Raw genomic sequence first — 25,595 nt, 5'->3', positions numbered from 1 at the left:
CAGGCTGGCGCGCGGAGCGGGTATGCATGGAATCGTAGGGATTGCGCAAATCGGTGTCCAATATATAATTAATCGCTCATTTATACTCACAGGATATAACGATGGACCTTCGCCATCTCCGGTACTTCATCGCCGTGGCCGAGGAACTCAACTTCACGCGGGCGGCCGAGCGCCTGCACATCGCCCAGCCGCCGTTGAGCCTGCAGATTCGCCAGCTCGAGGAGGAGATGGATGTGACGCTGCTAAACCGGTCGCGCCGGCACGTGGAGTTGACTGAGGCGGGTCGCATTTTCCTGGAGCAGGCGCGGCAGATCCTGCGCGCTACCGAGAGTGCGGTCATCCAGGCGCAGCGCGCGCATCGCGGCGAGACTGGCCGGCTGACGGTCGGCTTCTTCGAGCACATGTCCTATACACTGCTGCCGCCCATCCTGCGCGCCTACCGGGAGCGTTTTCCCTCCGTGGAAATCCTGCTGCGCTGGTTTCCGGTCGTCGAACAGGCGGAAGCGCTGCGGCGGGGTGACGCGGATATCTCCTTCATGCGGCCGGTGCCCGACCTCGAGGACGTGACGTGGGAAACCATCCTCGAAGAGCCGTTCGTGCTGGCCGTGCCTGCAAGGCACCCGTTCGCGAACGCCGAGTCAATCTCGCTGAAGGATTGCGCGCAGGAGCCCTTCATCATGTACATGCCCGAGGTGGCGCCGGACTTCCACGCCATGAACATGCGCATGTGCGCGTCGGCGGGTTTCGTGCCGAAGGTCGTGTCTGAAGTGGGGCAGGTCTACACGCTGCTCGGCTTGGTCAGCTCCGGTGCGGGCATCGGCTTCGTGCCGGCATCGGTTCGGCAGATGAAGTTCGACCACGTAGTCTACAAGCCGATCAAAGGCCGGCAACCAACAGTCGAGATCATGCTCGGCTATAGCCAGCGCACCCCAACGCCGCTGATGACGGCGTTCATCGAGACGGCGAAAAGCATGCTGTGAAGGTTCCCCCGGCCTCGCCTGCTGTAACGTGGGCGAGGCGTAGGATGGCGCGGACGTTCAGTCGCGCCGGGATGCCGGCAATAGGCAGCCGTCGACCTCCAGCCGCGCCCGCTACAGGGGCTATCTCGGCCATGGCGCACTCGGTGAGGGTGTCGCCCCTTCGGCCCCAGTCCGGCCAAACACCGATTGCACTGGCGCCGTCGGGATAACGATGCCGAGGGCGATGGCCTCCAGGAAGCTGGCGCGCGCCACGGGCGTCGTCTCGCGATACCTCGCAAAGCCGTTAGCTAGCAGCGAGACGGCAGGCCCGGTCGACGTCATCGGGGCCGGCGCTGCCCGAACGCGGGTTCGATGTCGGCGGCAAGCGCCGGAGAAAAGGCATTGAACGCGCCGGTGGTGCCGCTGCCCCCGTCCTGCCCGATCAGCATGTGTCCGGTGATCTTCATGACGTCTTCTTCCCAACGAGCGGGCACCCACCTTCTTCCATCGGCCTGAACGCCTCGTTGGCGGGAATGGAGGCGATGAGCTTGTAGAAGTCGCCCGCATACTTCGATTCGGACGGCTTCTTCACCTCGAACAGATAGAGCGGGTGGATCTTCCGGCCGTCTTCGCGAATGCTGCCCTTGCCGAACAGCTTGTCGTCGGTGGGCATCGCCTTCATCTTCGCGACCACGGCGGCGCCGTCGCCATCCGCCTTCATCGCCGCCACTGCCTTCAGGTAGTGGATCACCGCGGAGTACGTGCCCGCCTGCGCCATGGTCGGGAACTTGCCGTTGTTGGCGGCGGCGAATTCCTTGCCGAACTTGCGGTTCTCGTCGGTCATGTCCCAGTACCAAGTCTCGCTCAGCAACAGGCCCTGGGCGGCCTTGAGGCCGAGCGCCTGGACGTCGCTGCTGAAGACGAGCAGGCCCGCCAGCTTCTGGCCGCCGGCGGTCACGCCGAACTCGGCGGCCTGCTTGACCGCGCCGATGGTGTCGCCCCCGGCGTTGGCCAGGCCCACTACCTGCGCCTTCGAGGCCTGAGCCTGCAGCAGGTAGGAGGAGAAATCGTTGCCCGGGAACGGATGCCGGACCTTGCCGAGGACCTTGCCACCGTTCTTGACGACAACGGCCTCGGTGTCGCGTTCGAGGGAGTGGCCGAATGCGTAGTCAGCAGTCACGAAGAACCAACTCTTGCCGCCCGACTTGACAACCGCCTTGCCCGTCCCATTCGCCAGTGCCCACGTGTCGTAGGCCCAGTGGATCGCATTGGGCGTGCAGGCCTTGCCGGTGAGGTCGGAGGTGCCGCCGCCGGTGACGATCATCACCTTGTTCCTCTCCTTGACCACCTGGTTGACCGCCAGGATGACCGACGAGGTCGGCACGTCGACGATGGCGTCCACCTTGTCCATGTCGAACCAGCGGCGGGCGATGCTCGCTCCGACGTCCGGCTTGTTCTGGTGGTCGGCGGCCACGATCTCCACCTTCAGGCCATGCTTCTCGGGCGCGAAGTCCTGGACCGCCTTCTTCGCGGCCCAGACCGAACCGGGACCAGCCAGCCCGGCATAAACGCCGGTCTGATCGTTGAGCACGCCGATCCGGACCACGCCGTCCGTGATCTCGGCCTGCGCCGTCGAGGCCGCCAGCAGCGCGGCGAGCGAAAGCAGCTTGATGCGATTGTTCATCCTGTGTCTCCTCTACTGTGGGGATATATATGGGGTGTTCCGTTCAGCGCTCGATTTCATGCCTTTCCTTCCACGCGCCGGCCATGCACGCTTTCGTCATGAATTGGTGCCGGCACGGCAGCGTGGCACGGTGCGGTCCGTGCGCGGCGGTTGCCCACGATGCTCTGGCACAACGCGTTCAGCTCGCCGACGATGCCGCGGCGGAACGCCAGCACGCACACGACGAAGATACTCCCCATGATCACCGTGATCATGGAACCGACTTTGTCGGCCAAGGCGTTCTGGATGGCGACCACGATGCCCGCGCCCACCACTGGGCCGAAGGCAGTGCCAAGGCCGCCCAACAGAGTCATCAGCACGACTTCGCCGGAGGTGTGCCAGTGCGCGTCGGTCAGCGTGGCAAACTGGAAGACCAGGGTCTTGGTGGCCCCGGCAAGGCCGGCGAGGCCCGCCGAGAGAACGAAGGCCAGCATCTTGTAGCGCGCGACGTCGTAGCCCAGCGAGGTGGTGCGCGCCTCGTTCTCGCGGATCGCCTTCAGGATCTGGCCGAAAGGCGAATGGATGATTCGGTGGATCAGCCAGAAAGTGAACAGGAAGATCGTCAGCACGAAGTAGTACATGCGCAGGTCCGACGCCAGGTCGATCAAGCCGAACAGCCTGCCTCGCGGAATGTCCTGCATGCCGTCCTCGCCGCCGGTGAACGGCGCCTGCAGGAACAGGAAGTAGAACATCTGTGCCAAGGCAAGCGTGATCATCGCGAAGTAGATGCCCTGCCGGCGAATAGCGAGCGCCCCCACGACAAAGCCCGCGGCAGCCGAGACGGCCGTGCCGAGCAGCAGGCCGAGTTCGGGGGTCAGCCCCCAGGTCTTCATGCCGTAGCCCGATATATAGGCCGCCGTGCCGAGGAACGCCGCATGGCCGAACGACAGCAGGCCGGTATAGCCGAGCAGCAGGTTAAAGGCGCAGGCGAACAGGGCGAAGCACAGCACCTTCATCAGCATCACCGGATAGAGCACCGCCGGGGCCCCCAGCGCGCCCAGCAGCAGGACACCGTAGCCAAGATTTCTCATTTTCATATTCGCCTCACTTTTCCTTGCCAAACAGGCCTGCCGGCCGAACCATCAGCACGATGACCATGATCACGAAGACCACCGTGGCCGACGCCTCCGGATAAAGCACTTTGGTCAGTCCTTCGACCACGCCCAGCCCCAGCCCGGCGACGATCGCGCCAAGGATGGAACCCATGCCGCCGATCACCACTACCGCGAACACGACGATGATCAGGTTCGACCCCATCAGCGGACTTAGTTGCCCCGTCGGCGCTGCCAGCACGCCGGCCAGCCCGGCCAGGCCCACGCCGAAGGCATAGGTCAGCATCACCATCACCGGCACGTTGATGCCGAAGGCCTGGGTAATGCTTGGGTTCTCGGTGGCGGCGCGCAGGTAGGCGCCGAGGCGGGTCTTCTCGATCGTGAACCAGGTCAGCAGGCACACTGTGAGCGAGGCGCCGATGACCCACGCGCGGTATTTCGGCAGGAACATGAAGCCGAGGTTGAAGGCGCCGGCCACCTCGTCGGGAATCGAATAGGGCTGCCCCGAGACGCCGAATTGGAAGCGGAACAGGCCTTCGATAATGAGCGCCAGCCCGAAGGTGAGCAGCAGCCCGTACAGGTGGTCGAGCTTGTACAGCCACCGCAGCAGGCCGCGCTCGATGGCGATACCCGCCAGCCCGACCAGCGCCGGCGCCGCCAGCAGCGACCACCAGTAGCTGATGCCGAGATACTCCAGGCCCGCCCAGGCGACGAATGCGCCCACCATGAACAGCGCGCCGTGGGCAAAGTTGATGATGTTGAGCATGCCGAAGATCACGGCAAGCCCAAGGCTGAGAATCGCGTAGAACGAGCCGTTCACCAGCCCGAGCACGAGTTGCCCCAACAGCCCCTGTAGCGGGACTCCCAGAATCGTTGTCATGTTGTCTCCTCCGCAGCGGTCTCAGACACCCAGGAGTTCCTGGAGCAGGTGCTGCTTCTCGTGAATCTCGTGCTGGTGGATCTCCGCGGCGATTTGGCCGTGCTCCACCACGTACATGCGGTCAGCCAGCGGCGCGGCGAACCGGAAGTTCTGCTCCACCAGCACGATCGTGTAGCCCTTCGCCTTGAGGTCGCGGATGACCTGGGCGAGCTTCTGCACGATCACCGGCGCCAGTCCCTCGGAGATTTCGTCCAGCAGCAGCAACCGCGCCCCGGTGCGCAGGATGCGCGCCATCGCCAGCATCTGTTGCTCGCCGCCCGAGAGCCGCGTGCCCTGGCTATGCCGCCGTTCGTAGAGGTTGGGGAACATCGCGTAGATCTCGTCGAGGCTCATCCCGCCGCCACCCACCTGCGGCGGCAGCAGGAGGTTCTCCTCGCACGAGAGGCTGGAATAAATCGCCCGCTCTTCCGGGCAAAAGCCGACGCCGAGACGCGCGATGCGATGGGCCGGCATGCCGATTGCCTCGCGGCCGTCGATCATGACCGAGCCGGCGCGCCGCCCCGTCAGGCCCATGATGGCGCGCAGGGTTGTGGTACGGCCTGCCCCGTTGCGGCCGAGCAGCGTCACGCACTCACCCTCTTTCACCAGCAAGTCGATGCCGTGCAGGATGTGCGATTCGCCGTAGAAGGCATGGAGGTCGGTGACCCGCAGGTATTCCGTCGCCATGATCAGTGCCCTCCCGGCGCAGCGAGCGCGGCATCAGCGCTGCCCATATAGGCCGTGATGACCTGCGGGTTGGCGGAGACTTCCGCGTATGTGCCCTCGGCCAGCACGCTGCCGCGCGCCAGCACCGTGATGGCGTCGCAGATGCCGGACACCACTTTCATGTTGTGCTCCACCATCAGGATGCTGCGATTGGCTGAGACCTTCTTGATGAGCTGCATGACGCGGTCAACGTCTTCGTGGCCCATGCCCTGCGTGGGCTCGTCGAGCAGCATCAGCTCGGGGTCGAGGGCCAGCGTGGTGGCGATTTCCAGCGCGCGCTTGCGGCCGTAGGGCATCTCGGCGGTCGTCATGTCGGCGAAGTCCTCCAGTCCGACGTCGGCGAGCAATGCCATGGCCCTGTCATCGAGCGCTGCGAGGACTTTCGGCGAGCGCCAGAACTGGAAGGAAATCCCGAGCCTGCGCTGCAGCGGGATACGCACGTTCTCGAGCACGGTCAGGTGCGGAAACACCGCCGAGATCTGGAAGGAGCGCACCACGCCCCGGCGTGCGACCTGCGCCGGCTTCTCGCCGGTGATCTCGGCACCGTTGAACCGGATAGTGCCGCGCGTGGGATCCAGGAACTTGGTAAGGAGGTTGAAGCAGGTGGTCTTGCCTGCGCCGTTCGGACCAATCAGCGCGTGGATGTGCCCACGCCTGACCTTGAGACTGACGTCGTTTACGGCGACAAATCCCTTGAACTCCTTCCTCAGTCCGACGGTTTCAAGAATGAGATCGTTTGCCATGGTCATTTCCGCGCCCGTTGTTTGGGTCTGCTGGAGAATATGGTCGCAGCTAGATCACGTCCAATATATTATTGATTAGTTGTTGAGACTTTTTGGGTATATATGTCGGAGGTGCGCAACCAGTCGCGCGCCTCGCGGATTGTCGCGGACGTCTTCGCACGACGGAACGCTCTAGCCTAGGCTGGGCGCGTGGCGCCGGACCGAGCGCAAGCTGGAGTAGCGGGCCAACGTCTGTAGATGGCAATTGCGACAGTTGCAGCCGACCGTCTCACGAAGTCGTTACTCGAATCCTCGCTATTTCGTACTAACCCGCAGCGGATCCTCGCGGATGGGTGTCAAGTGGACCAAGAGCCGCTTTCAGGGCAGTCCAACGAATTCGCGCTTCGCGTCAGGGCAGTCTCGCTAATTCCGGTTATTAGATTGGCGAGCGACGGCGGAATTAATTGATAAGTCGTTGATTTTTCGGAAAACGCAGTCTCACGAATTCCCGGTTCCTCACAACTATGTACCGGTTAGCTGGACTGGCGTGCGCGGCAGGGGTGGTTGGTGTGGCCACGTGGGACCGCTGTCGGCCAGTTTGAGCCACTCGAAGGCTCCCCATCGGATGACCGCATCGGCCGAGATCCTGTCATCCGAACCCGGCTTAGTGGAGGTCCGTAGAGCGATCCAGAGCGGTCATCCATGCTGTGCCTTTCAAGCTGATCGCGGCTGGGACGGTCGTCCGCCTTTTAGGTCCCGGCGGCTATGCGGACCGCAACGGTGGAATCATCGTGACTATCGGCGCCGCATCCGGCCAACCCGCCACAAGGCAGCGCTGGACCTGCGGCGAATTCGGATCGAGGGTGGCCGCAGCACCTGGGCGGACTGGCGCGGAATGCGGCGATTGCCGCGGTCTTCGATGCCTATCGGACCGGGGTATTTGGCGGGTTGGAAGTGAGGCCGGTATCCGCTATCGGAAGCGGCGCGCGCCCATGAGGACATCGCTGCCCGCCGGCGCACTGGTGCAATGATCCTGATTCCCTGATGCTCACCGGCTAGACGCGTGCAGTCGGATACGTCCCTATCGGAATTGCGGGCATTTTCTCGCGACCGTCCGAAAAGGCCGCCGACGAGCGGCCAGCGGCGAAGTGTTATGGGAACGGTGGCCGTCCGGCTGTGCCTTCGCCAAGAAGTCCCCGTCCGAGTTCATCGCTCAGCCGGCCAGCCATTCAATCTTTCCGGACTTGCCCATCAGGAGATCCGCGTTAGCGTCGGCGACCCGGCGCAAGTAATCCCAGAGTGCCTTGATTCGGGCAAGCTCCCGCCGTTCCTGCGGCGCGACGAGCCAGAAAGTCCGGGTGATATCGATCTGCGCGGGAAGGATGGGAACGAGCTCTTCTGAGGTGGCGCCCAGGAAACAAGGCAAGACCGCCACCCCGAGCCCGGAACGGACGGCCTGGAACTGCGCGATAACGCTTGTGCTACGCATGAACGGCTTGGCCCCGGGCAGCCACGTTTGGAGACTGAACTGTTGCTTCGCGAAAACCAGGTCGTCCACATAGTCGATCCATCTGTGACCAGGAAGGTCTGTCACACCATGGATAGGAGGGTGACGGCGCAAATACTCGCGTGTGGCGTAGGGCAATAGCCGGTACTCCGCCAGCTTGCTGGTGACGAAGCTGTCGATGGTAGGCCGGTCGACGGTGACGGATGCATCGGCTTCGCGCTTCGACAGATTGATGTTTCTGGGCATCGGCAACAGGTCGACCGTGATGCCAGGATGCCGTGTGCAGAAATGCGCTAGATGCGGAGCCAGAAAATAGCTGCCGAACCCTTCGGTAGCGCCCAGCCTTATCTCGCCTGTCAGCGCAAGGCTGTCGCCAAAGACGTCGGATTCCACCATCGCAAGCGTGCTCTCCAGCTTCTCGACGTGTTCCAGCAAGCGGTGGCCGGCGCTCGTGAGGCGATGCCCTTGGGAACTGCGATCAAACAGTTTCGACCCGATGTCCTCCTCCAGTCGCTGCAAGCGTCGCGAAATGGTGGACTGGTTCATGTCCAGCGCATGTGAGGCCTCCAGCGCAGACTGCGCCCTGGCCACGCCAAGAAATACCCGCAAATTGTCCCAATTGAACTGGTTCAAGGCGCTCCCCTAAAAATGCAAAAACGCATAGTTATATTGCATATTTTGCCACACTAAATGCATAAATGTGGATGTACGATCTACCGTACGGTGTCACTGCACGCAATGCAGAGCCAATTCACGAAGTTCGGGCTATCGCTCAGGGAGGTACACAAAGCATGACCAATCACATCGGGCACTTCATCGCGGGCAAGCATGAAGCCGGCACGGGCCATCGTACCGGCCCGGTCTACAACCCCTCGCTTGGCGAAGAGATCGCGCGCTGCGCCTATGCGGACCGGGCCACGCTCGATCGTGCGGTCGCAGCCGCCACCGAAGCGGGAAAACGCTGGGGGCGCGCTTCGCATGCGACGCGCCAGGCTGTCATCTTCAAAATGCGTGAGCTGATGACCGCCAATATCGACCTGCTGGCCGAGACCATCGGCCGCGAGCATGGCAAGACGATCGCCGACGCAAAGGGCGAAATTGCCCGCGCCATCGAGGCCATTGAGTTTGCGACCAATGCGCCGCACGTGACCAAGGGCGAGTATGCGACGAATGTCGGCGGCGATATCGACGTGTTTTCGATGCGTGTGCCGATCGGCGTGGTCGGCTGCATCACGCCGTTCAACTTTCCCATCATGGTGCCTGCCGTGATGATTGCCATGGCCGTGGCCGTCGGCAACGGCGTGGTCTGGAAGCCATCGGAAAAGGTGCCGAGCGCCGCACTCGAGTTTGCGCGCTTGTGGAAGGAAGCCGGGTTGCCCTACGGCGTATTCAATGTCGTCCAGGGCGACAAAGAGATGGTCGACGCGATCCTCGAACATCCTGGCATTGCGGGTGTCAGCTTCGTTGGATCCACGGCCGTGGGTGAATACATCTACCAGAAGGGCACCTCCCACAACAAGCGTGTAGCCGCATTTACCGGCGGCAAGAATCACATGGTGGTGATGCCAGATGCCGATCTGGAGGCCGCAGCCAATGCATTCGTTTCCGCTGGCTATGGCTCGGCGAGCCAGCGCTGCATGGCCGTGTCGTTACTGCTGCCCGTTGGCGCCGGAACGGCCGAGCGCCTGCGCGAGCTACTCGTGCCAAAGATTCAGGCGCTCCGCGTGGGCCCCTACAACAACCCCGCCGCCGACTTCGGTGCCGTGATTTCAGCGCAGTCCAAGCTGGCGGTGGAGCGAGCGATTGGCGATTGCGTGGAGGCTGGTGGGGACCTTGTGCTCGACGGACGGGATCTGAGTGTGCCAGGCCATGCAAGCGGTTACTACCTTGGCCCCACGCTGATCGACCGGGTCACGTCCGATATGGAATTTTACAAGGAGGAGGTCTTCGGGCCGGCGCGCGGCATCATGCGTGCCGAGACCTTCGATGAGGCCATCACCGTCACCAACAGGCACGCCTACGGCAATGGCTCGGTCATCTTCACCCGCGACGGCAAGACGGCACATCGCTTCATGACTGAGATCGAGTCCGGCATGATCGGGGTCAACGTCCCGGTGCCTTTGCCCGTGGGTTACTTCAATTTCGGCGGACTGCGCCGCTCGAAGTTCGGTGAATCCCATCTCTACGGACCCGACGCCGCGCGCTTCTACACCAAGCTCAAGACCGTTTCGCAGCGATGGCCCGAGCCGGACCAGAAGGCGTCCCCCGTGTCGCTGGCCTTCAGCGGCAGCGCCTGAGGCGCGATGGCCATCGTGCCATCGCATGGTCGACGCCTCGCCCCTATGGTGAACCACCCTTGCTGGCTCGCAGCAGTCCCAAGCAAATAATTTTGGAGCATTCCCATGCGCCTGATCGCTTATCGCCCCTCCAACACCGGTGCCCAGCCCGACGCCAACATCGGTGTCCTGATAGATGGCCTCATCGAACCACTGACATCCCTAGGCAACTTCTACAGGGATACCGACGCCTGGCTGAAGCAGGCGCGGACGCTGCACAAAGGCTCCCTACCGCTCGCCGACGTCAGCCTGGCAGTACCTGTCCCGTTGACCGCGAAGATCATCTGCGTGGCAATCAACTATGTCGAGCATGGCAAGGAAGGTGGACTCCCGATGCCCCCTTTCCCGAATCTCTTTGCCCGCTGGGCTTCGACCCTGGTGACGTCGGGCACCCAAGTGCCGGTGCCATCGACGGAGCCGGACGGCGTCGACTGGGAGGTCGAGCTTGCCGCGATCATCGGGAAGCCGCTGCTGGAAGTGAATCCGGAGCAAGCTTTGGAAGGTATATTGGGCTACACGGTCTTCAATGATCTGAGCGGACGGGCGTCCCAACTCCAGAGCATGACGCTCAGCACGGGCCAGTGGGCGCTAGGCAAGAATCTCGACAGCAGCGGTCCTGTGGGCTCGATCATCGCCACCGCGGACTCGGTCGACCTCGCCAACACGCGGCTGACGACTAGTGTGGACGGTGAAATCATGCAGGACGGCACCACGGCAGACATGGTGTTTTCCGTGGGACAGATCATTGAATTCATTACGCGCACGATCAGTTTGCAGCCCGGCGACCTGATCGCTACCGGTACGCCATCTGGTGTTGGCTTTGGCCGGAACCCGCGCATCTACGCGAAGCCCGGATCCGTCGTCGAGGTGGCTGTGCAGGGCATCGTAGCGGTGACGAATCCCATCGTTGCAAGAGGCTGAAGGCAGCCCCGGCCCACCGCGCCAATAGCAACAGCATGCAGAAGGAGACGACGTGATCAAGATTCGTGGTGGAAAGTATGTGGTCTATGGAGTTAGTGACCTCGACAGGACCCGGAGTTTCATGGCCGACTTTGGCCTGGTGCCTGTAGATTGGCCTGGAAACGCCGCCTATTTCCGAGGGGCCCTTTCCAGTCCCTACCTTTACGTGGCGGAACCATCCGCTGAACCGTCTCTCAAGGCAATCGGCCTCGAAGTGGACAGTGCGGACGACCTTGCGCGTGCCGCCCGCATCGAGGGCGCCTCCCGTATACGTGAGCTTAACCGTCCCGGTGGAGGCCTTTGCGTTGACGTCGCGTTGCCAGGCGGGATAAGTCTGGAGCTTGTCCACGGCGTCGAGGACGCCACCGAACTGCCGGTGCGTCCACCATCGGTGCTTAACGAGGGAATTCGGAAGGCGCGCTTCAATGTACCGCAGCGCCCGGAACGCGGACCCTGCCAGGTGCTTCGCCTGGGGCATGTCGCCCTGGGCGTGCCAGACCCGGTGGCAGCAAAGGACTGGGCTGTTCGCAACCTGGGCATGATAGTTTCAGACGCGATGCTGCAACCCGGCTCACAGGACGAATTCCTCGGCTTCTTCATGCGTTGTGACCAAGGAGCGACGCCCACCGATCACCATACCCTGCTGATCGCGAAGGCCGGGACGACACACGTCCATCATGTTTCCTTCGAGGTTCAGGATATCGACGCGGTTCATATGGGCCATGAGTGGTTGAAGTCCAAGCGGTACAAGGCTCACTGGGGCGTCGGCCGGCATGTCCTGGGCAGTCAGGTGTTCGACTACTGGTGGGATCCGGATGGCTTCCGCGTCGAGCACTATGCCGACGGCGACCTCTATGACAACGCCGTTCCGGCAACGACAGTCGAAGGCACGGACGATCAGTTGTGGACCTGGGGCCCGGACGTGCCTTCCGCATTTTTCCAGCAGACCCGAGAGGTCTAGCCAGCGCCGCGTCGCAGCCGATGCCTTGCCGCCGAATAACAGGGAATAAGGATCATCGGGCCGGCGCGCCGACGGCGAGTACATGACAACGAACGGAGATATGTCGCCCTATGGATGAGCACACTCCTCAACTTCACGTGGATGAATCGGTAGCCACGATCTCATTACGCCGCCCGGAAGTAGCCAACCGGCTGAGTCCCGCTGACCTACGCGTACTCACGGCCCACGTCGACGCGGTCAACGACATGGAGCGGGTCCTTGTGCTGCGCTTCACCGCTACGGGGAAGTACTTCTGCAGTGGCTACGACATTTCATCCCTGGCTGGAAAGGCCGATGAAGGCGCTCTCAATTTTGGGGAAGTGATGGATGCCATCGAGGCGGCCCGCCCTGTGACCATCGGCGCCATCAACGGCGGCGTGTACGGCGGGGCAACGGATTTCTGTCTGGCCTGTGACTTCCGTATTGGCGTCCCCCACTGTGACATGTTCATGCCCGCAGCTCGCCTGGGCCTGCATTTTTACCGCGGCGGCATGGAACGCTATGTCTCGCGCCTCGGGCTTAACGCAGCCAAGCGGCTGTTTCTTACCGCCGAAAAGATCGACGCCGAAACGATGTTTCGGTTGGGATTCCTGACGGAGATCGTACCGGCGGCGGATCTGGCGGCTCGCGTGGAACAACTGACCAGCCAGCTTGCCGGCATGGCCCCGATAGCACTCCTCGGTATGAAGAAACACCTGAATGCCATTTCCCGAGGAGTACTGGAAGCTGCCACGCTTTCGCGGGATATGCAACGCTCGGAGGCCTCGGAAGACCTCCGGGAAGGCGCGGCGGCCTGGAGGGAAAGACGCCAACCGATGTTCAAAGGAAAGTAGTGAAACAGCAATGGAGGAGACATGCCCATGAATAGAACCACGACGCACCTGGCCGTATTGGCTTTATCAGGTTTCTCGCTGACGGCGGGAGCTGCGACCCAGACGAACTACCCGACCAAGCCAATACGCATCGTGATCGGCTTCCCCGCGGGTGGGGGGGCCGACAATACGGCGCGGCTGTACGGCGACGCATTGAGTAAGGAACTAGACCAGCCGGTCATCGTCGACAACAAGCCTGGCGCGGGCACGACGATCGCGGCTGCAGCCGTAGCCAAGGCCCTTGCCGATGGCTACACGCTCTACATCGCCACGGCCAGCGTGATGGGCGGTGACAAGGTTCTCTACAAGAACATCAAGTACGAGGCATCCGATTTCGTACCGATTACGCGGCTGGTAACGGCCCCGATAATACTCGGGGTCAACAAGGGCACTGGGATCAAGAGCGTTTCGGATCTCGTCGCGAGGGCCAAAGCCAGACCGGGCGCGCTCAATTACTCGTCGTCCGGCAACGGCGTCATTACCCATCTCGCGGGCGTTCACTTCAGCAACCTTGCCGGCGTGCAGATGACTCACGTGCCGTACAAAGGCGGGGCACCGTCGGCTCAGGCGGTTGCTGCGGGAGACGTGCAACTGACGTTTGCAACGGCGCCTTCGATCAAGCCGATGATCGATACGGGCAAGGTTGTTCCCATTGCCGTGACTTCCGCGCTGAGATCACCGGCAAATCCGAACTACCCGACCATAGCTGAAGGGGGCGTCAAGGGGTATGAGCTCTCCGCCTGGTATGGCCTGTTCGCGCCGGCGAACACGCCACCGGAGATCGTGAACAAGCTCTTTGCAGCGACCTCGAAGGTCATGGCCAATCCTGAACTTAAGAAAAAATTCCTGGCACAGGGTGATGAAGTCGCAACGTCGACCTCCGTGGCGGAGTTCAAGGAATACGCGAGGCACGAAGGCGAGTTGGGCGTGAAGCTCGCGGTGTTGAGTGGCGCAAGAATCGATTGAGACCAGGATGAACCAAGAGACCCCTCGCCTGCCCTTGGAGGGCATCACCGTAGTCGACCTGACCCGCGTTCTGGCCGGCCCCTATTGCACAATGATGCTGGCGGATCTCGGCGCTCGCGTCATCAAGATCGAAAATCCGGCGGGGGGTGATGATTCCAGGCATGTAGGCCCATTCGTAGATGGCGAGTCCGCGTACTTTGCCTCCATCAATCGCAACAAGGAATCGATCGCGCTCGATCTGAAGAATCCCGACGACCGCATAATCCTGGATTCGATGCTCGAAAAGGCGGACGTGCTTGTAGAAAACTTCCGTCCTGGCGTGATGGAGAAGCTAGGCTACACATGGGAGGCGCTGCACGAGCGATTCCCGCGCCTGGTCTATGCATCCATCTCCGGCTTTGGGCAAACAGGTCCGTATCGCAGCCGACCGGCATACGACATGGTTGTCCAGGCAATGGGCGGCCTGATGAGCGTCACCGGAGAAGTCGGTGGTAATCCGTCTCGAGTTGGCGTTTCCATCGGAGATATCGGCGCCGGACTGTATGCAGCCATCGGAATCCAGTCTGCCCTGCTCAAGCGCGTCCACACCGGCACAGGCGAGCGCGTCGATATCTCCATGCTCGATTGCCAGGTAGCGCTGTTGGAGAATCCGATCGCCCGATTCTCCGCTACTGGCCATGTCCCTAAGCCGCTCGGCACCCGCCATCCATCAATCACGCCATTCGACCTGTTCGCCACCAGTTACGGCTTTATCGTGGTCGCCGTCGGCAACGATAACCTCTTCGGAAAATTATGCGCGGCGCTAGGTGGCAATGAGTGGGCCACCGACGAGCGATTTGCGACGGTGGCGGCCCGTAACGAGAACCACGTCGCGCTCAAGGAGTGCCTGGAGAAAAGGTTGAGCGAAGCCACGACGGACGAATGGGCGGCCATCCTGGAGCCTGCTGGCGTACCGCACGGCCCGCTCAACGATGTCCCGCAATTGGTCGGCAACCCACATGTGGAAGCGCGCGGCATGCTTCTCGACGTTGGTATTGGCGACGGCAAGTCACTACGGGTCGCGGGCAACCCGATCAAAGTCGGCAATCTCATTCATCCTGGCCTCGTTGGGAATCCACCAGCACTGGATCAGCATCGGGCGACGTTGCTTTCCGAGTTCGGCGCTTAGCCAACTGGCCGTGCTTGATGGCCCACAGCGGCGCGGGTCAACCCCGCCCGCTGTAGGAAGCCGTGAGGTGCGCGACCCCAATTTCTAGGGCGGCTTGATGAGCTTCGCGTGGCGACGACGGAACGAGCCTTGGTGGCGAAACGGCTCAAGGCATACCAGCGTCAGTTGTTCGCTTCCAGGAGCGAGGCCCGTGGCTCTGATCAGAAGGATCTGTTCCTGACCGAAGCCGACGCGCTGGCGCCAACGTCCGCAATGCAGCCGGCCAAGGAAGAGGTCTCTGAGGTCGAGGTGGAAGGCCACAAGCGCATGCCGCGCGAAGTGGTTCGTTACGAGCTGCCGGAGTTGGAGCGGGTCGGCGGGTACGATGGCCGCCCTGCTCGATATCGGCGTCGAAGTCAGCGAGCAGCTCGACATCATTCCCGAGCAGGTCCGCGTCATCTAGCACGAGCGCATCAAGTACGCCCTGATCATCGGCATCGTATCTATGACCGAAGTTGCGCCCTTTCCGGCCACTCGCGTTGTTTGTGTCACGGGCCGCTTAACGGATAGCCGCCGTTGAGGCGGCAAAAGCTGGAACGGCGCAAACGGGGTCGGTCTGAGACGGCCACAGTTTCGCGGCGGGCATCCGACCGAGAACGGCTGTTTCGGCCGTTGCCCGGCGCTATAGCGCGGACAGTTGAGCGTCGCCTCCGTACCAGGCACCAGACGCTCGCCGCCTTAATACCCCGTCACGGTGTCGGGCCATACCAGCCCCACTAGGATGCGGGGTCGATTGGCCGAAGGTGGCCATGACCTTCAGCCTTCCACAATATCAAGCACACCATAGAAAGAACGGGATTTCGGTGAGTTCGGCAGACTTCGCGTAAACTCCGCCAGATCCCCCGTTCGCTAATTGGTCGGCTTGTGGCGACGGTCGAAGCTCCCGTTATGCGAGGAGGCGTCACGCATGCATGCAGTGCCTTTGCCGGATAGCAGTGCCATCGACCCGCACGCTAACGCGCCCGTGCGCGACCTGCGCCGTGTGCCCATCCATCCCGATCACTGGTTTCCACTGGCCTGGTCGAATGAGGTCAAGCGGAGCAAAGCCCTCGGGGTGCATTTTGCCGGCGATCCGATCGTGCTGGTTCGTACCGAGTCCGGTACGATATTCGCACTGGAGGATCGTTGCGCGCACCGGCAGGTGCCGCTGCACGCGGGCGTGGTGGAAGGCGAGTCCCTCCGCTGCGGCTATCACGGCTGGACTTATGACTGCACCGGCCGCTGCATCGATGTGCCATACCTCGGGCGCGAGCGCCTGCCCAACGGCGTGCGTGCCTATCCCTGCCGCGAGGTGCACGGTTTGATCTTTGTCTTTCCTGGCGATGGGGCGCTTGCCAAAGAGCGGCCGCTGCCCGCTCTGCCATCGGTGGCGGACAAGGCGTACAAGACGCGTCGCTTTGGCCGCGAGGTCAAGTGCCACTACTCCTTCATGCACGAGAACCTGATGGACATGAACCACCAGTTCCTACACCGGCGGCAGATGGGGCAGATGCGCGCGCGCTCGCTGGGCCGCCGTCGCGGCGAGGACTGGGTGGAAGTGGATTACACGTTCGCGCGCATGGAAGGCAAGCAGCCTGTGGGCGAGGCGCTGGTGTTTGGCGCCACCAAGAAGAACGGCGACCGGGATGACAAGGACGTGATGACGGTGCGCACCGGATATCCGTACCAGACCCTCCAGATCCGCTCGGGCGACGGCACGTTAGTGATGGACCTGTGGATCGTCTACGTGCCGCTGGATGCGGCGCAGCGCACCAACCGGACGTTTGGCCTGCTTTCCATCCGCAAGCCCGGCATTCCGTTTGCACTGGACCTGGCATGGCCGCTGCTGGTCTGGTTCACAGAACGCATCTTCAAGGAGGACCGCTGGATCGTCGAGCGCGAGCAAGAGGCCCACGACAAGCAGGGGGCCGACTGGAACCACGAGGTATTTCCGGTCATCAACGAATTGCGAGACCTGCTGCGTAACTGCGGCGGCCGCGCCGTGATCCCGATCCGGGAGGTGGGCGACACGGCCTGACGGCGAGGCCAACGGGGACTAGGGTGTCGAGATGGCGGTTGTACTTTGGAAGCGGCCGTTCACCTGCCGGTACTCGCAACGGCTATAACGGGTCGGATAGAGACGACGATCATGACCGTCCGCGGGGTCCCTCGTCACAGTCCAATAATTTCGTGATCATGAGATTATTGATTGGGCACTTCTTCGAACTGTCGCCTGCCAGGCCTGCAGCCTGGATCTCCGGGCCTCTGTGAAGCGCTCTGCGAGAGTCTTCTCAAGGGTTTATACTTACCCTCGTCTCCTCTCTTTCTCCGAAAGGGATTCATGCCCGCCCGAGCAGCGGGCATTCTTTTGCCTGTGCTCCTGATCGACAAGTCAGAAGTTCTTGGAAAGTCAGGACTCTTTACATCGAGCGCGTGGCCGCTCGTCAGCCTCCGCAGTCGACCTGTCCCTATTCTGCAGACGCTCGTGCATCGTCTCGCAGCGTATCAACATCATTGTCGCAGGCCCCTCGTCTGCGCTGGCGTCGGCAGCCTCCGCGGCGCTGCGCAGATATACTTGCCGGGAGACGATGGCGGCGATCACGATGAAGGCGCCGACGCCGAAGGCCCGGGCCAAAATCGGAAGGTATCGTGCCATGGAAATCCTACGGGATAGCAGGGGTGTTGGTAGCGAGACTACACGAAGCTGCCACGGGCCTGGGCTACGCCATTGCACGATTGACACCGCCTCCGTTTCGCCGTAGCGAGGCCGGGGCCCTTCAGTAATACCGCACTGGGCGGGATGAGCATGCCAAAGACGATCACGCCCTTACCGCGCGGCCAATACTGGGCCACACCCCACGCCCCCTTTCCGCTGGACGGTCCGAACGGCCATGACGAAGTCTTCCCTGGCGCCCACTGCGTCAGCGACGGCAAATGGGTCACTTTCTACAAAGACGGCGAAGAAGTCTGGGCGTGCAATGCCACCTATGCCGCAGCGCATTTCGACTTTGCTGCCGTTTCGAGCGCCGGCGCGTCGACGGCCGACTGAGGGGCTCGCCGCGCCGACAGACGTTCGCCCTCCCCATTCAACATAACCTGCGGGCAACCCGGCAAAATTTCGCCCTCCGGGCGTTATGTTCAATACAACGCGTCACCCGAAACCGATCATTTCTCCAACCGAGAAACCCACCACCATCGGCCGCCGCTCACAACGGCCCGGGAAGTGCCTTCAGGCCGACCCAGATCACGCCGATGACGACATTGACCGGCACACTAAGCACGCTGGGCACATAGAAGAGCGCTGACAAACCAGGCGCGCACAGCATCAGTTCCACCACGGCACCCAAGGCATAGAAGAACAGTCCGCACCAGAGCCAGCGCCGCATATAGGTCAGCAGCCAGTGCGCGTGTGCCTGGTTGAAACGCCAGGCGTGTCCGTCTCGATCAGGCTACCTCATGGCGCTATCCATGCTCGTTGGTCGTCTTTGGCAAACACGGCTTGGAATGCCTCGGCAGCTGTTGCGGGTGCTGCCGGGCTATACCTCGTCGCCGCTCAAGGTCTACGTGCTGATGCCGGCGCGCAAGCTGATGCCTGCGAGCGCGCGGGTGTTCCTGGATGTGCTGGAGCAGATCCTGGGAGTGCCCGAGGCGCGCCGGCCGGCGCCGCGCAAGCGGGAGACGACGGCGCCGTAGTGCCTGAGGTCCGGCCTACGCGGCTTCGACACCCGCGAGCAGCACCAGGTCAGCAATCGCCTTGCCCCCGGCCGAGATATGGGTACGCATCGCCTCAGCCGCGGCATCCGGATTGCCGGCGACCACCGCCTCGACCACATAACCGTGCTCCCGATATGAGCTCGGCACGCGCGCGTCGTTGATCAGCCCTTTCTGCTGCCAGTAGATCGCCAGCCGCCGGCGCAGCAGCACGATCTGCTCCGACAGGAACGGGTTGGCCGCAGCCTGGTACAGCACGTCGTGGAACTTGCGGTTGGCCTCGATGTAGCCGGCCGTATCGCCCTGCTGCACATGGACGCCGGCGGCCTCGTGTGCCTGTACCAGGACCTTCTTGCCCGGCGGCGAAATCCTTTGCGTCGCCAGCCGGGCGACCACCCCCTCCATTTCCGAGAGGGTTTCGAACATGGCCACCAGCTCGGCCGCCGTGGGCTTGTGCACGAACATGCCGGCGCGCGGAACGATTGTGATGAGCCCTTGCGCGGCCAGCATCAGCAGCGCTTCGCGCACCGGGGTCCGCGAGCTGTCGAATTCTTCGGCCAGCGCTTTTTCGTCGATCTGGGCGCCAGGGCGCAAGGTGCCGGCCTGGATGGCGGAAACGACGCTTTCTCTGATCTGATCTTGTAGTGATTGCACGGGTATACCCCTGTTTGTCCCGGTACAAAAATATCTGTAGGCTCCATGAATATATCAGAAGACCAAGGAGATATTACGGGATGGATGATAACGCACCACTGCTCACTCTGGACGGACCCGTCGCAACCATCCGCCTGCGCCGCCAGGAAGTCGCCAACCGCCTCAGTCCCGGCGACCTGCTGGCGCTGCGCAACCACATCGACGCCGTCAACGAGATGGAACGCGTGCTGGTGCTGCGCTTTACCGGTTCGGGCAAGTATTTCTGCAGCGGCTATGACATCGGCTCGCTTGCGGGCAAGTCGGACGAGGGTGCGCTGAACTTCGGCGAGGTGATGGATGCCATCGAGGCGGCCCGTCCCGTCACCATCGCCGCCGTCAACGGTGGCGTGTACGGGGGCGCCACCGATCTCTGCCTGGCCTGTGACTTCCGCATCGGCGTGCCGGAGTGCGACATGTTCATGCCGGCAGTAAGGCTGGGCCTGCACTTCTATCGCGGCGGCATGGAGCGCTATGTCTCCCGGCTGGGCTTGAACGCCGCCAAGCGCCTGTTCCTGACGGCGGACAAGATCGATGCGCAGGAGATGCTGCGCATCGGCTTCCTAAACGAGATCGTCGATGGCCCGCTGCTGCAGGCGCGCGTGGACGCGCTCTCGGAGCAGCTTGCCGGCATGGCGCCGATTGCCCTGCTGGGGATGAAGACACACCTGAACGCAATCGCCCGCGGCGCGCTCGATGCCAAGGGGCTGCGGCGGGACATGCATCGCTCGGAGACCTCCGCGGATCTCCGGGAGGGCGCGGCGGCGTTCAAGGAAAAGCGCAAGCCGGTATTCAACGGAAAGTAGCGATGCAGCTACGGAGGAGACACCCCATGAAAAAGACCGCAATCCAACTGGCGGCGCTGGCCGCATCGGTACTGGCCGTATCCGCGCACGCCGCGCCACCGGTCGACTACCCTACCAAGCCCATCCGCCTGGTGATCGGCTTTCCGGCCGGCGGCGGCGCCGACAACACCGCCCGCCTGTACGGCGATGCGCTCAGCCGCGAGCTGGGCCAGCCGGTGATCGTGGACAACAAGCCGGGCGCCGGCACCACCATTGCCGCGGAGTTCGTCGCCAAGGCGCCGCCGGACGGCTATACGCTCTACATCGCGACGGCCAGCCTGATGGGCGGCGACAAGGTGCTCTACAAGTACATCAGGTACCAGCCCTCGGACTTCATCCCGATTACCCGGCTGGTGGCGGCGCCGATGATCCTCGCGGTCAACAAGGACACCGGCATCAAGAATGTGGCCGAGCTGGTGGCGCGGGCCAAGGCGCAACCGGGGGCGCTTAACTACTCCTCTTCCGGCAACGGCGTGATTACCCACCTGGCCGGCGTCCAGTTCACCAGGCTGGCCGGCGTGCAGATGACGCACGTGCCCTTCAAGGGCGGGGCGCCGTCGGCGCAGGCGGTCGCTGCCGGCGACGTGCAACTGACCTTTGGCACCGCACCGTCGGTCAAGCCGATGATCGACACGGGCAAGGTCGTCGCCATCGCCGTGACCTCCGGCCAGCGCTCGCCGGCCAACCCGCAGTTGCCGACCATCGCCGAAGGCGGGGTCAAGGGCTACGACCTGTCCGCCTGGTACGGACTGTTTGCCCCGGCAAAGACTCCTCCGGAGATCATCGACAAGCTGTTCGCCGCGACCACAAAGGTCATGGCCGATCCCGAACTGAAGAAGAGGTTCCTGGCGCAAGGCGATGAGGTCTCGGTATCGGGCTCGGTGGCGGAGTTCCGCGAGTATGCCGCGCGCGAAGGCAAGCTCGGTGTCGACCTCGCGGTCTCGAGCGGCGCAAAGATCGACTGAACCATGCGGAGAGCGTGATGACAACAGCAAGTGGCCAACTCCCCCTGGCGGGACTGACCGTGGTGGACCTGACGCGGGTGCTCGCCGGCCCGTACTGCACGATGATGCTTGCCGATCTGGGCGCGCGGGTGATCAAGATCGAGAACCCGGCCGGCGGTGACGATTCACGGCAGGTCGGCCCGTTCGTCGACGGCGAGTCGGCCTACTTCGCGTCGATCAACCGGAACAAGGAATCGATCGCGCTCGACCTCAAGAATCCCGAGGACCGCAAGGTGCTCGACCGCATGCTCGCCATGGCGGACGTGCTGGTGGAGAACTTTCGCGCCGGTGTCATGGAAAAGCTTGGCTACACGTGGGAAGACCTGCACGCCCGCTTCCCGCGGCTGGTCTATGCATCGATCTCCGGCTTCGGGCAGACCGGCCCGTATCGCGCCCGCCCGGCCTACGACATGGTGGTGCAGGCCATGGGCGGGCTGATGAGCGTGACCGGCGAGGCGGGCGGCAATCCCGCGCGGGTGGGCGTTTCCATCGGCGACATCGGGGCGGGGCTGTACGCGACCATCGGCATCCAGTCGGCGCTGCTCAAGCGGGTGCATACCGGCCTGGGCGAGCGCGTGGACATTTCCATGCTGGATTGCCAGGTCGCGCTGCTGGAGAACCCGATCGCCCGCTATTCCGCGACCGGGGGCGTGCCTAAGCCGCTCGGCACCCGGCACCCTTCGATTACCCCGTTCGATATGTTCGCCACCAGCGATGGCTTTATCGTCATCGCGGTCGGCAACGATGCCTTGTTCGCCAGACTCTGCGACGCGCTCGGGCGCGGGGATTGGGCCCAGGAGGAACGGTTCGCTACCGTGCCGGCGCGCAACGAGCACCATGTCGCGCTCAAGGCCTGCCTGGAGGCGCGGCTCGCCGACGCAACCACTGCCGAGTGGGAGGCGATCCTCGAGGCCGCCGGGGTGCCACATGGCCCAATGAACAGCGTTCCGCAACTGGTCCGGAATCCGCATGTCCAGGCGCGCGGGATGATCCTCGATATCGGCATTGGCGACGGCAAGGCGCTGCAGGTGGCCGGCAACCCGGTCAAGATCGGGACGGTCGAGGCGCTTTCAGGGGTGCGGAACCCGCCTGCGCTGAACCAGGACCGGGAGCGGCTGCTGGCGGAGTTCGCGGGCTGACGCTGCCTTGCTGCTACAGCAGGTTCACCGGAAGCTTCAGGTATGACGTGCCGTTCGACTCGTTCGGCGGCAGCCTGCCGGCGCGGATATTGACCTGGATCGAGGGCAACATCAGCGCCGGCATCGCCAGCGTGGCATCGCGCGCCTCGCGCACGGCCACGAAGGCACCCTCATCGACACCGTCCCGGACATGCACGTTGGCCGCCCGTTGCACGGCGACCGTGGTGCAAGGCGTATGCTCGCGTCCCGCGGGCGGGTAGTCGTGGCAGACATAGAGCCGCGTCCCGGCGGGCAACGCCAGCAGGCGGTGGATCGAGCGATACAGCGTGCGGGCATCGCCGCCCGGGAAATCGCAGCGCGCCGTGCCGAGGTCCGGCATGAACAGCGTGTCGCCGACGAAGACCGTGGACGGTCCCCCCGCCGGATCGTCAATACAGAAAGCGATATCAGCCGGCGTATGGCCGGGCACGTGCAAGACCGACACTGACAGCCGGCCGATGCGGAAGAACTCGCCGTCGCGGAACAGCTTGTGGAACTGCGAGCCGTCCACCGGCAGCCCACCGTCATTGAAGATGCCACGGAACACTCGCTGGACCTCTGTGATCCTGGCCCCGATGGCAATGGTGCCACCCAGCCGCTGCAGCAGCAGCGCGCCGGACAGGTGGTCGGCGTGGGCATGGGTCTCCAGCAACCATTGCAAGGACAGGCCCCGCCCCCGGATCTCCGCGGCCAGCGCGTCGACGGGCGCGCTGTCGGTGCGCCCCGACGCCATGTCGAAGTCAAGCACCGGATCGATCACTGCACAGGTACTCGCCCCGTCATCGACCAGGTAGGTGAAGGTCGAACTCCCGCGGTGCAGGAACGGGGTGACAGAAATAGTCATAGGCAAGCGCCGACTGTTTTATATAATGAAACATCTTTCATTCAACGAAATGATTATATGGAACATTCGGCGGAAGCGGTACTGGTGGGCCATCTCTGCGCCCTGCAACGACGACCCATCGCCCAGGCGACGCGGAATCGCCTTGCCCAGGCGATGCTGGACTGGTTCACGGCCGGCTGGTCGGCCGCCGCCATGCCGCTGGCCGCCGCGATGCGTGACGTGGCCGAAGCCTGCAATCCCGGCCCCGGCACCGCGCCGGTGTTCGGCGGCACGGCCCTGAACGCGCCGGGAGCGGCCTTTGCCAATGCCGCCATTGCCCACCTGCGCGAGATCGACGACGCACACCGCGCGGCGATGCTGCATCCCGGCGTGGTCTCGATCTCCCCGGTGCTTGCATTGGCCGCTGACTCGCGCATGAGCTATCGCCGTGTGGCGGATGCCGTCATCGCCGGCTATGAGGTGTCGTTGCGCGTGGGCGAGGCGCTCGGCACCCGGCATGCGGCGGGCTTCCATGCCACTGCTACCGCCGGCGCGGTCGGGGCCGCCGCCGCCGCGGGCGTCGCGCTCGGGCTTGCGGCCGGGCCCCTGCACCATGCGCTGGGTATCGGCGCCACGCAGGCAGCGGGCCTGTGGCAACTGGTCGACGATGGCGCCCACGAATCCAAGTCGCTGCATCCGGCCTTCGCGGTCCGCAACGGCCTGGCGGCGGCCTTCGCGGCACGGGCCGGCTTGCCGGGTGCGCGCCGGTTCATGACGGGCACGCGCGGCCTGTATGGGCTGCTGGCGGGCGACGGCCCGCTGCGCGCGCTCGACCAGGACCTGGACGCACCGGAGCGTCTCAATACCGCGACCATCAAGGCCTGGCCCTGCTGCGCGCAGCTGTTCACCCCGCTCGACGCCACGCGCGCGCTGATGGACGAACACGGCTTCACGCCGGAAGAGGTCGCTGCGGTGGGCGTGGCGATCTTTCCGCATGCACTCAAGATCGCCGGGGTCGACTGGCCGACGAAACCCGCGGAAACGGCATTCAGCTTGCGCTACGTGGTCGCCACGCTGCTTCGCAGAGGCGCGGTCGGTATCGAGGATATGGAATCGCCACAGCTGGACGACCCCGCGCTGCGCGAATTGGCGGGGCGGATCCACGTGGCGACGGATGAGGAATTCCAGCGTGTATTTCCGCAGAAGCGTCCGTCGCGCGTCACCATCCGGCTGCGCGATGGCCGTGAATTCAGCGCGCTGCGCGAACTGCGCCGTGGTGATCCCGAGGACCCGTTCGACTGGAAGCAATTGCATGCCCGCATGCGGGCCATGGTGCCGTCGATGGACGACGTGCTGGCGCGCCGCATCACCGACTGGTGCGCAGGGTTTGCCGACGCGAGGCGCGACGACGCCCCCGTTGTGGTCGACCCGGTGCTGTTCGGGTCGAACCTGCGCTGAGGCCCGGCGGTGGTTACGGCAGCGCGGCGGGACTGGTGCGGAACCCTTGCTGCGCCAGCTCGCGGCGCACCACCTCCACGGCCCTGAGCTGGGCCTCCTCGCTATGGCGCGACGCCAGGCCGATCACCACCAGCGAACCGAGGAAGGTGCCGTCGCCGTCGAACACCGGCACCGCCACCGATGCCATCTCCGGCACGCGCTCGGAACGCGTCATCGCGTAGCCCTTCTCCGCGATGGTCTTCGCCTGCGGCGTCTTGCCGCCGGTGAAGGCGTTCAGCACGTGGGCCGACGAGCCGCCATCGGCAAGGCGCAGGCGCGTCCCGACCTCCACATGGTGGCGGACTTCCTTCGACGTGTTCTCGCGGAACAAGCAGACGCGCTCGTCACCACTACGCACATAGAACGCCACGGTCTCGCCGGTCTCGCGCATGGTGTTGTACAGCACCGGCTGCATGCGCGTGCCCAGGTCGAAGGTGCTGCGATACAGCATGCCCATATGCAGCAGCGCTGGCCCCGGCGCGTAGGTGCCGCTCTCGAAACGATGGATCATGCGCGCCCGCGTCAGCACGCCCAGCAGGCGCAGCAGCGTGGCCTTGTCCAGGCCCGTGCATTCGGCCAGCTCACGCAGCGACAAGCGCAGGCGCTGTTCGTTGAAGCACTTCAGGATGGCGATGCCGCGCTCCAGCACCCCGGCGGGCGGCATCGGCGCGGCGTGTGCCGGATCGGCCTGCCCGGCCGCGGGCGCGGTGACGTCGAGGTCTTCGCCTTCGCTGGCCGGGGTCCTCCGGGCGCGCGGGGTCTTCGTCTTTGCTTGCATGTGCGGTTGGATGCGATGCGGACGTGTGCGGGGAATCCCCCGGTTGACACGCGGTTCCTCAAATGTTTATATTTTTATCCATTAAAACACATTTCATTCAATGAAACAAGGCGGGCGGCCAGCGAGGGGAAGGACGAAGTA

At 63.6% G+C, this 25,595-nt stretch carries 23 protein-coding genes and 3 pseudogenes; 15 read left to right on the top strand and 11 right to left on the bottom strand.

What is annotated here, in order from left to right; genetic code table 11:
* Positions 1–101: 101 nt before the first annotated feature.
* Complete coding sequence (locus ACW4E8_RS16750) at positions 102–980, top strand: LysR family transcriptional regulator (RefSeq protein ID WP_456805519.1); 879 nt, start codon at positions 102–104, stop codon at positions 978–980.
* Between the two features lie 317 nt (positions 981–1,297).
* Here ACW4E8_RS16750 and ACW4E8_RS16745 read toward each other — a convergent pair whose 3' ends face one another.
* The 7 genes from ACW4E8_RS16745 to ACW4E8_RS16715 form a co-directional block, all read right to left on the bottom strand.
* The gene (locus ACW4E8_RS16745) at positions 1,298–1,426 is read right to left on the bottom strand and encodes a hypothetical protein (protein WP_456805518.1); all 129 of its coding nucleotides are present in this window, start codon (positions 1,424–1,426) and stop codon (positions 1,298–1,300) included.
* Positions 1,423–2,643 (bottom strand): ABC transporter substrate-binding protein, encoded by a 1,221-nt coding sequence (locus ACW4E8_RS16740; RefSeq protein WP_456805517.1) that lies wholly within the window; start codon positions 2,641–2,643, stop codon positions 1,423–1,425. Before ACW4E8_RS16740 ends, ACW4E8_RS16745 begins: the two co-directional genes overlap by 4 nt.
* Positions 2,644–2,699: 56 nt before the next feature.
* Complete coding sequence (locus ACW4E8_RS16735) at positions 2,700–3,713, bottom strand: branched-chain amino acid ABC transporter permease (protein ID WP_456805662.1); 1,014 nt, start codon at positions 3,711–3,713, stop codon at positions 2,700–2,702.
* A gap of 13 nt (positions 3,714–3,726) precedes the next feature.
* The gene (locus ACW4E8_RS16730) at positions 3,727–4,614 is read right to left on the bottom strand and encodes a branched-chain amino acid ABC transporter permease (RefSeq protein WP_454739589.1); all 888 of its coding nucleotides are present in this window, start codon (positions 4,612–4,614) and stop codon (positions 3,727–3,729) included.
* 21 nt (positions 4,615–4,635) lie between these two features.
* A complete protein-coding gene (locus ACW4E8_RS16725; RefSeq protein ID WP_456805516.1) occupies positions 4,636–5,340 on the bottom strand; it encodes an ABC transporter ATP-binding protein in 705 nt (234 codons plus the stop codon).
* Between the two features lie 2 nt (positions 5,341–5,342).
* A complete protein-coding gene (locus ACW4E8_RS16720; protein WP_454739588.1) occupies positions 5,343–6,122 on the bottom strand; it encodes an ABC transporter ATP-binding protein in 780 nt (259 codons plus the stop codon).
* Between the two features lie 1,192 nt (positions 6,123–7,314).
* Positions 7,315–8,241, bottom strand: coding sequence for a LysR family transcriptional regulator (locus ACW4E8_RS16715; protein ID WP_456805515.1), 927 nt, complete (start codon positions 8,239–8,241; stop codon positions 7,315–7,317).
* Between the two features lie 65 nt (positions 8,242–8,306).
* Here ACW4E8_RS16715 and ACW4E8_RS16710 point away from each other — a divergent pair, with 65 nt between their 5' ends.
* The 9 genes and pseudogenes from ACW4E8_RS16710 to ACW4E8_RS16670 all read left to right on the top strand — a co-directional run bounded on the left by ACW4E8_RS16710 (position 8,307) and on the right by ACW4E8_RS16670 (position 17,977).
* Positions 8,307–9,905 (top strand): CoA-acylating methylmalonate-semialdehyde dehydrogenase, encoded by a 1,599-nt coding sequence (locus ACW4E8_RS16710; protein WP_456805514.1) that lies wholly within the window; start codon positions 8,307–8,309, stop codon positions 9,903–9,905.
* 105 nt (positions 9,906–10,010) lie between these two features.
* On the top strand, positions 10,011–10,865 hold the full coding sequence (locus ACW4E8_RS16705) for a fumarylacetoacetate hydrolase family protein (protein ID WP_456805513.1): 855 nt from the start codon (positions 10,011–10,013) through the stop codon (positions 10,863–10,865).
* Between the two features lie 52 nt (positions 10,866–10,917).
* Positions 10,918–11,865, top strand: a complete 948-nt coding sequence (locus ACW4E8_RS16700) for a VOC family protein (protein ID WP_456805512.1) — start codon at positions 10,918–10,920, stop codon at positions 11,863–11,865.
* A 110-nt stretch (positions 11,866–11,975) separates the two neighbouring features.
* A complete protein-coding gene (locus tag ACW4E8_RS16695) occupies positions 11,976–12,737 on the top strand; it encodes an enoyl-CoA hydratase/isomerase family protein (RefSeq protein ID WP_456805511.1) in 762 nt (253 codons plus the stop codon).
* Between the two features lie 27 nt (positions 12,738–12,764).
* Positions 12,765–13,742 (top strand): Bug family tripartite tricarboxylate transporter substrate binding protein, encoded by a 978-nt coding sequence (locus ACW4E8_RS16690; protein WP_456805510.1) that lies wholly within the window; start codon positions 12,765–12,767, stop codon positions 13,740–13,742.
* Between the two features lie 7 nt (positions 13,743–13,749).
* Complete coding sequence (locus ACW4E8_RS16685) at positions 13,750–14,910, top strand: CaiB/BaiF CoA transferase family protein (RefSeq protein WP_456805509.1); 1,161 nt, start codon at positions 13,750–13,752, stop codon at positions 14,908–14,910.
* Positions 14,911–15,009: 99 nt separating this feature from the next.
* Positions 15,010–15,349: pseudogene (locus tag ACW4E8_RS16680) on the top strand (IS66 family transposase); the annotation flags it as partial.
* 507 nt (positions 15,350–15,856) lie between these two features.
* Positions 15,857–16,966 carry a Rieske 2Fe-2S domain-containing protein gene (locus ACW4E8_RS16675; RefSeq protein ID WP_456805508.1) on the top strand — a complete coding sequence of 370 codons (1,110 nt, stop codon included), beginning with the start codon at positions 15,857–15,859 and terminating at the stop codon, positions 16,964–16,966.
* 762 nt (positions 16,967–17,728) lie between these two features.
* Positions 17,729–17,977: a hypothetical protein gene (locus ACW4E8_RS16670; RefSeq protein ID WP_456805507.1), complete on the top strand. Its 249-nt coding sequence runs from the start codon at positions 17,729–17,731 to the stop codon at positions 17,975–17,977.
* A 157-nt stretch (positions 17,978–18,134) separates the two neighbouring features.
* Here ACW4E8_RS16670 and ACW4E8_RS16665 read toward each other — a convergent pair.
* A pseudogene (locus tag ACW4E8_RS16665) lies at positions 18,135–18,359 on the bottom strand (hypothetical protein); the annotation flags it as partial.
* 82 nt (positions 18,360–18,441) lie between these two features.
* On the opposite strand from ACW4E8_RS16665, the pseudogene ACW4E8_RS16660 reads away from it, so the two are divergent.
* Positions 18,442–18,621: pseudogene (locus tag ACW4E8_RS16660) on the top strand (LysR family transcriptional regulator); the annotation flags it as partial.
* Between the two features lie 15 nt (positions 18,622–18,636).
* On the opposite strand, the gene ACW4E8_RS16655 reads toward ACW4E8_RS16660, so the two are convergent.
* On the bottom strand, positions 18,637–19,293 hold the full coding sequence (locus ACW4E8_RS16655; RefSeq protein ID WP_456805506.1) for a GntR family transcriptional regulator: 657 nt from the start codon (positions 19,291–19,293) through the stop codon (positions 18,637–18,639).
* An 80-nt stretch (positions 19,294–19,373) separates the two neighbouring features.
* On the opposite strand from ACW4E8_RS16655, the gene ACW4E8_RS16650 reads away from it, so the two are divergent.
* The 3 genes from ACW4E8_RS16650 to ACW4E8_RS16640 are packed head-to-tail and all read left to right on the top strand — an operon-like array spanning position 19,374 to position 22,317.
* Positions 19,374–20,135, top strand: a complete 762-nt coding sequence (locus ACW4E8_RS16650) for an enoyl-CoA hydratase/isomerase family protein (RefSeq protein ID WP_456805505.1) — start codon at positions 19,374–19,376, stop codon at positions 20,133–20,135.
* Between the two features lie 26 nt (positions 20,136–20,161).
* A complete protein-coding gene (locus ACW4E8_RS16645) occupies positions 20,162–21,139 on the top strand; it encodes a tripartite tricarboxylate transporter substrate binding protein (protein ID WP_456805504.1) in 978 nt (325 codons plus the stop codon).
* 17 nt (positions 21,140–21,156) lie between these two features.
* Positions 21,157–22,317, top strand: a complete 1,161-nt coding sequence (locus ACW4E8_RS16640) for a CaiB/BaiF CoA transferase family protein (protein ID WP_456805503.1) — start codon at positions 21,157–21,159, stop codon at positions 22,315–22,317.
* 13 nt (positions 22,318–22,330) lie between these two features.
* On the opposite strand, the gene ACW4E8_RS16635 is transcribed toward ACW4E8_RS16640, so the two are convergent.
* A complete protein-coding gene (locus ACW4E8_RS16635; protein ID WP_456805502.1) occupies positions 22,331–23,200 on the bottom strand; it encodes an MBL fold metallo-hydrolase in 870 nt (289 codons plus the stop codon).
* Between the two features lie 57 nt (positions 23,201–23,257).
* On the opposite strand from ACW4E8_RS16635, the gene ACW4E8_RS16630 reads away from it, so the two are divergent.
* Positions 23,258–24,637, top strand: coding sequence for an MmgE/PrpD family protein (locus ACW4E8_RS16630; RefSeq protein WP_456805501.1), 1,380 nt, complete (start codon positions 23,258–23,260; stop codon positions 24,635–24,637).
* A 13-nt stretch (positions 24,638–24,650) separates the two neighbouring features.
* Here the strand turns inward: ACW4E8_RS16630 and ACW4E8_RS16625 are convergent, their stop codons facing one another.
* Positions 24,651–25,454: an IclR family transcriptional regulator gene (locus tag ACW4E8_RS16625; RefSeq protein WP_456805500.1), complete on the bottom strand. Its 804-nt coding sequence runs from the start codon at positions 25,452–25,454 to the stop codon at positions 24,651–24,653.
* Positions 25,455–25,595: the final 141 nt, after the last annotated feature.

The sequence above is a fragment of the Cupriavidus sp. CP313 genome, assembly GCF_054072015.1.
The sequence above is the reverse complement of the archived record's forward strand: the minus strand, read 5'-3'. Positions and strand labels throughout refer to the sequence as shown.

Coding starts and splice junctions, on each gene's coding strand:
- ACW4E8_RS16750 (WP_456805519.1), top strand. CDS start 102: ATGGACCTTCGCCATCTCCGGTACTTCATCGCCGTGGCCGAGGAACTC.
- ACW4E8_RS16745 (WP_456805518.1), bottom strand. CDS start 1,426: ATGAAGATCACCGGACACATGCTGATCGGGCAGGACGGGGGCAGCGGC.
- ACW4E8_RS16740 (WP_456805517.1), bottom strand. CDS start 2,643: ATGAACAATCGCATCAAGCTGCTTTCGCTCGCCGCGCTGCTGGCGGCC.
- ACW4E8_RS16735 (WP_456805662.1), bottom strand. CDS start 3,713: ATGAGAAATCTTGGCTACGGTGTCCTGCTGCTGGGCGCGCTGGGGGCC.
- ACW4E8_RS16730 (WP_454739589.1), bottom strand. CDS start 4,614: ATGACAACGATTCTGGGAGTCCCGCTACAGGGGCTGTTGGGGCAACTC.
- ACW4E8_RS16725 (WP_456805516.1), bottom strand. CDS start 5,340: ATGGCGACGGAATACCTGCGGGTCACCGACCTCCATGCCTTCTACGGC.
- ACW4E8_RS16720 (WP_454739588.1), bottom strand. CDS start 6,122: ATGGCAAACGATCTCATTCTTGAAACCGTCGGACTGAGGAAGGAGTTC.
- ACW4E8_RS16710 (WP_456805514.1), top strand. CDS start 8,307: ATGTGGATGTACGATCTACCGTACGGTGTCACTGCACGCAATGCAGAG.
- ACW4E8_RS16705 (WP_456805513.1), top strand. CDS start 10,011: ATGCGCCTGATCGCTTATCGCCCCTCCAACACCGGTGCCCAGCCCGAC.
- ACW4E8_RS16695 (WP_456805511.1), top strand. CDS start 11,976: ATGGATGAGCACACTCCTCAACTTCACGTGGATGAATCGGTAGCCACG.
- ACW4E8_RS16690 (WP_456805510.1), top strand. CDS start 12,765: ATGAATAGAACCACGACGCACCTGGCCGTATTGGCTTTATCAGGTTTC.
- ACW4E8_RS16685 (WP_456805509.1), top strand. CDS start 13,750: ATGAACCAAGAGACCCCTCGCCTGCCCTTGGAGGGCATCACCGTAGTC.
- ACW4E8_RS16675 (WP_456805508.1), top strand. CDS start 15,857: ATGCATGCAGTGCCTTTGCCGGATAGCAGTGCCATCGACCCGCACGCT.
- ACW4E8_RS16670 (WP_456805507.1), top strand. CDS start 17,729: ATGAGCATGCCAAAGACGATCACGCCCTTACCGCGCGGCCAATACTGG.
- ACW4E8_RS16650 (WP_456805505.1), top strand. CDS start 19,374: ATGGATGATAACGCACCACTGCTCACTCTGGACGGACCCGTCGCAACC.
- ACW4E8_RS16645 (WP_456805504.1), top strand. CDS start 20,162: ATGAAAAAGACCGCAATCCAACTGGCGGCGCTGGCCGCATCGGTACTG.
- ACW4E8_RS16640 (WP_456805503.1), top strand. CDS start 21,157: ATGACAACAGCAAGTGGCCAACTCCCCCTGGCGGGACTGACCGTGGTG.
- ACW4E8_RS16635 (WP_456805502.1), bottom strand. CDS start 23,200: ATGACTATTTCTGTCACCCCGTTCCTGCACCGCGGGAGTTCGACCTTC.
- ACW4E8_RS16630 (WP_456805501.1), top strand. CDS start 23,258: ATGGAACATTCGGCGGAAGCGGTACTGGTGGGCCATCTCTGCGCCCTG.
- ACW4E8_RS16625 (WP_456805500.1), bottom strand. CDS start 25,454: ATGCAAGCAAAGACGAAGACCCCGCGCGCCCGGAGGACCCCGGCCAGC.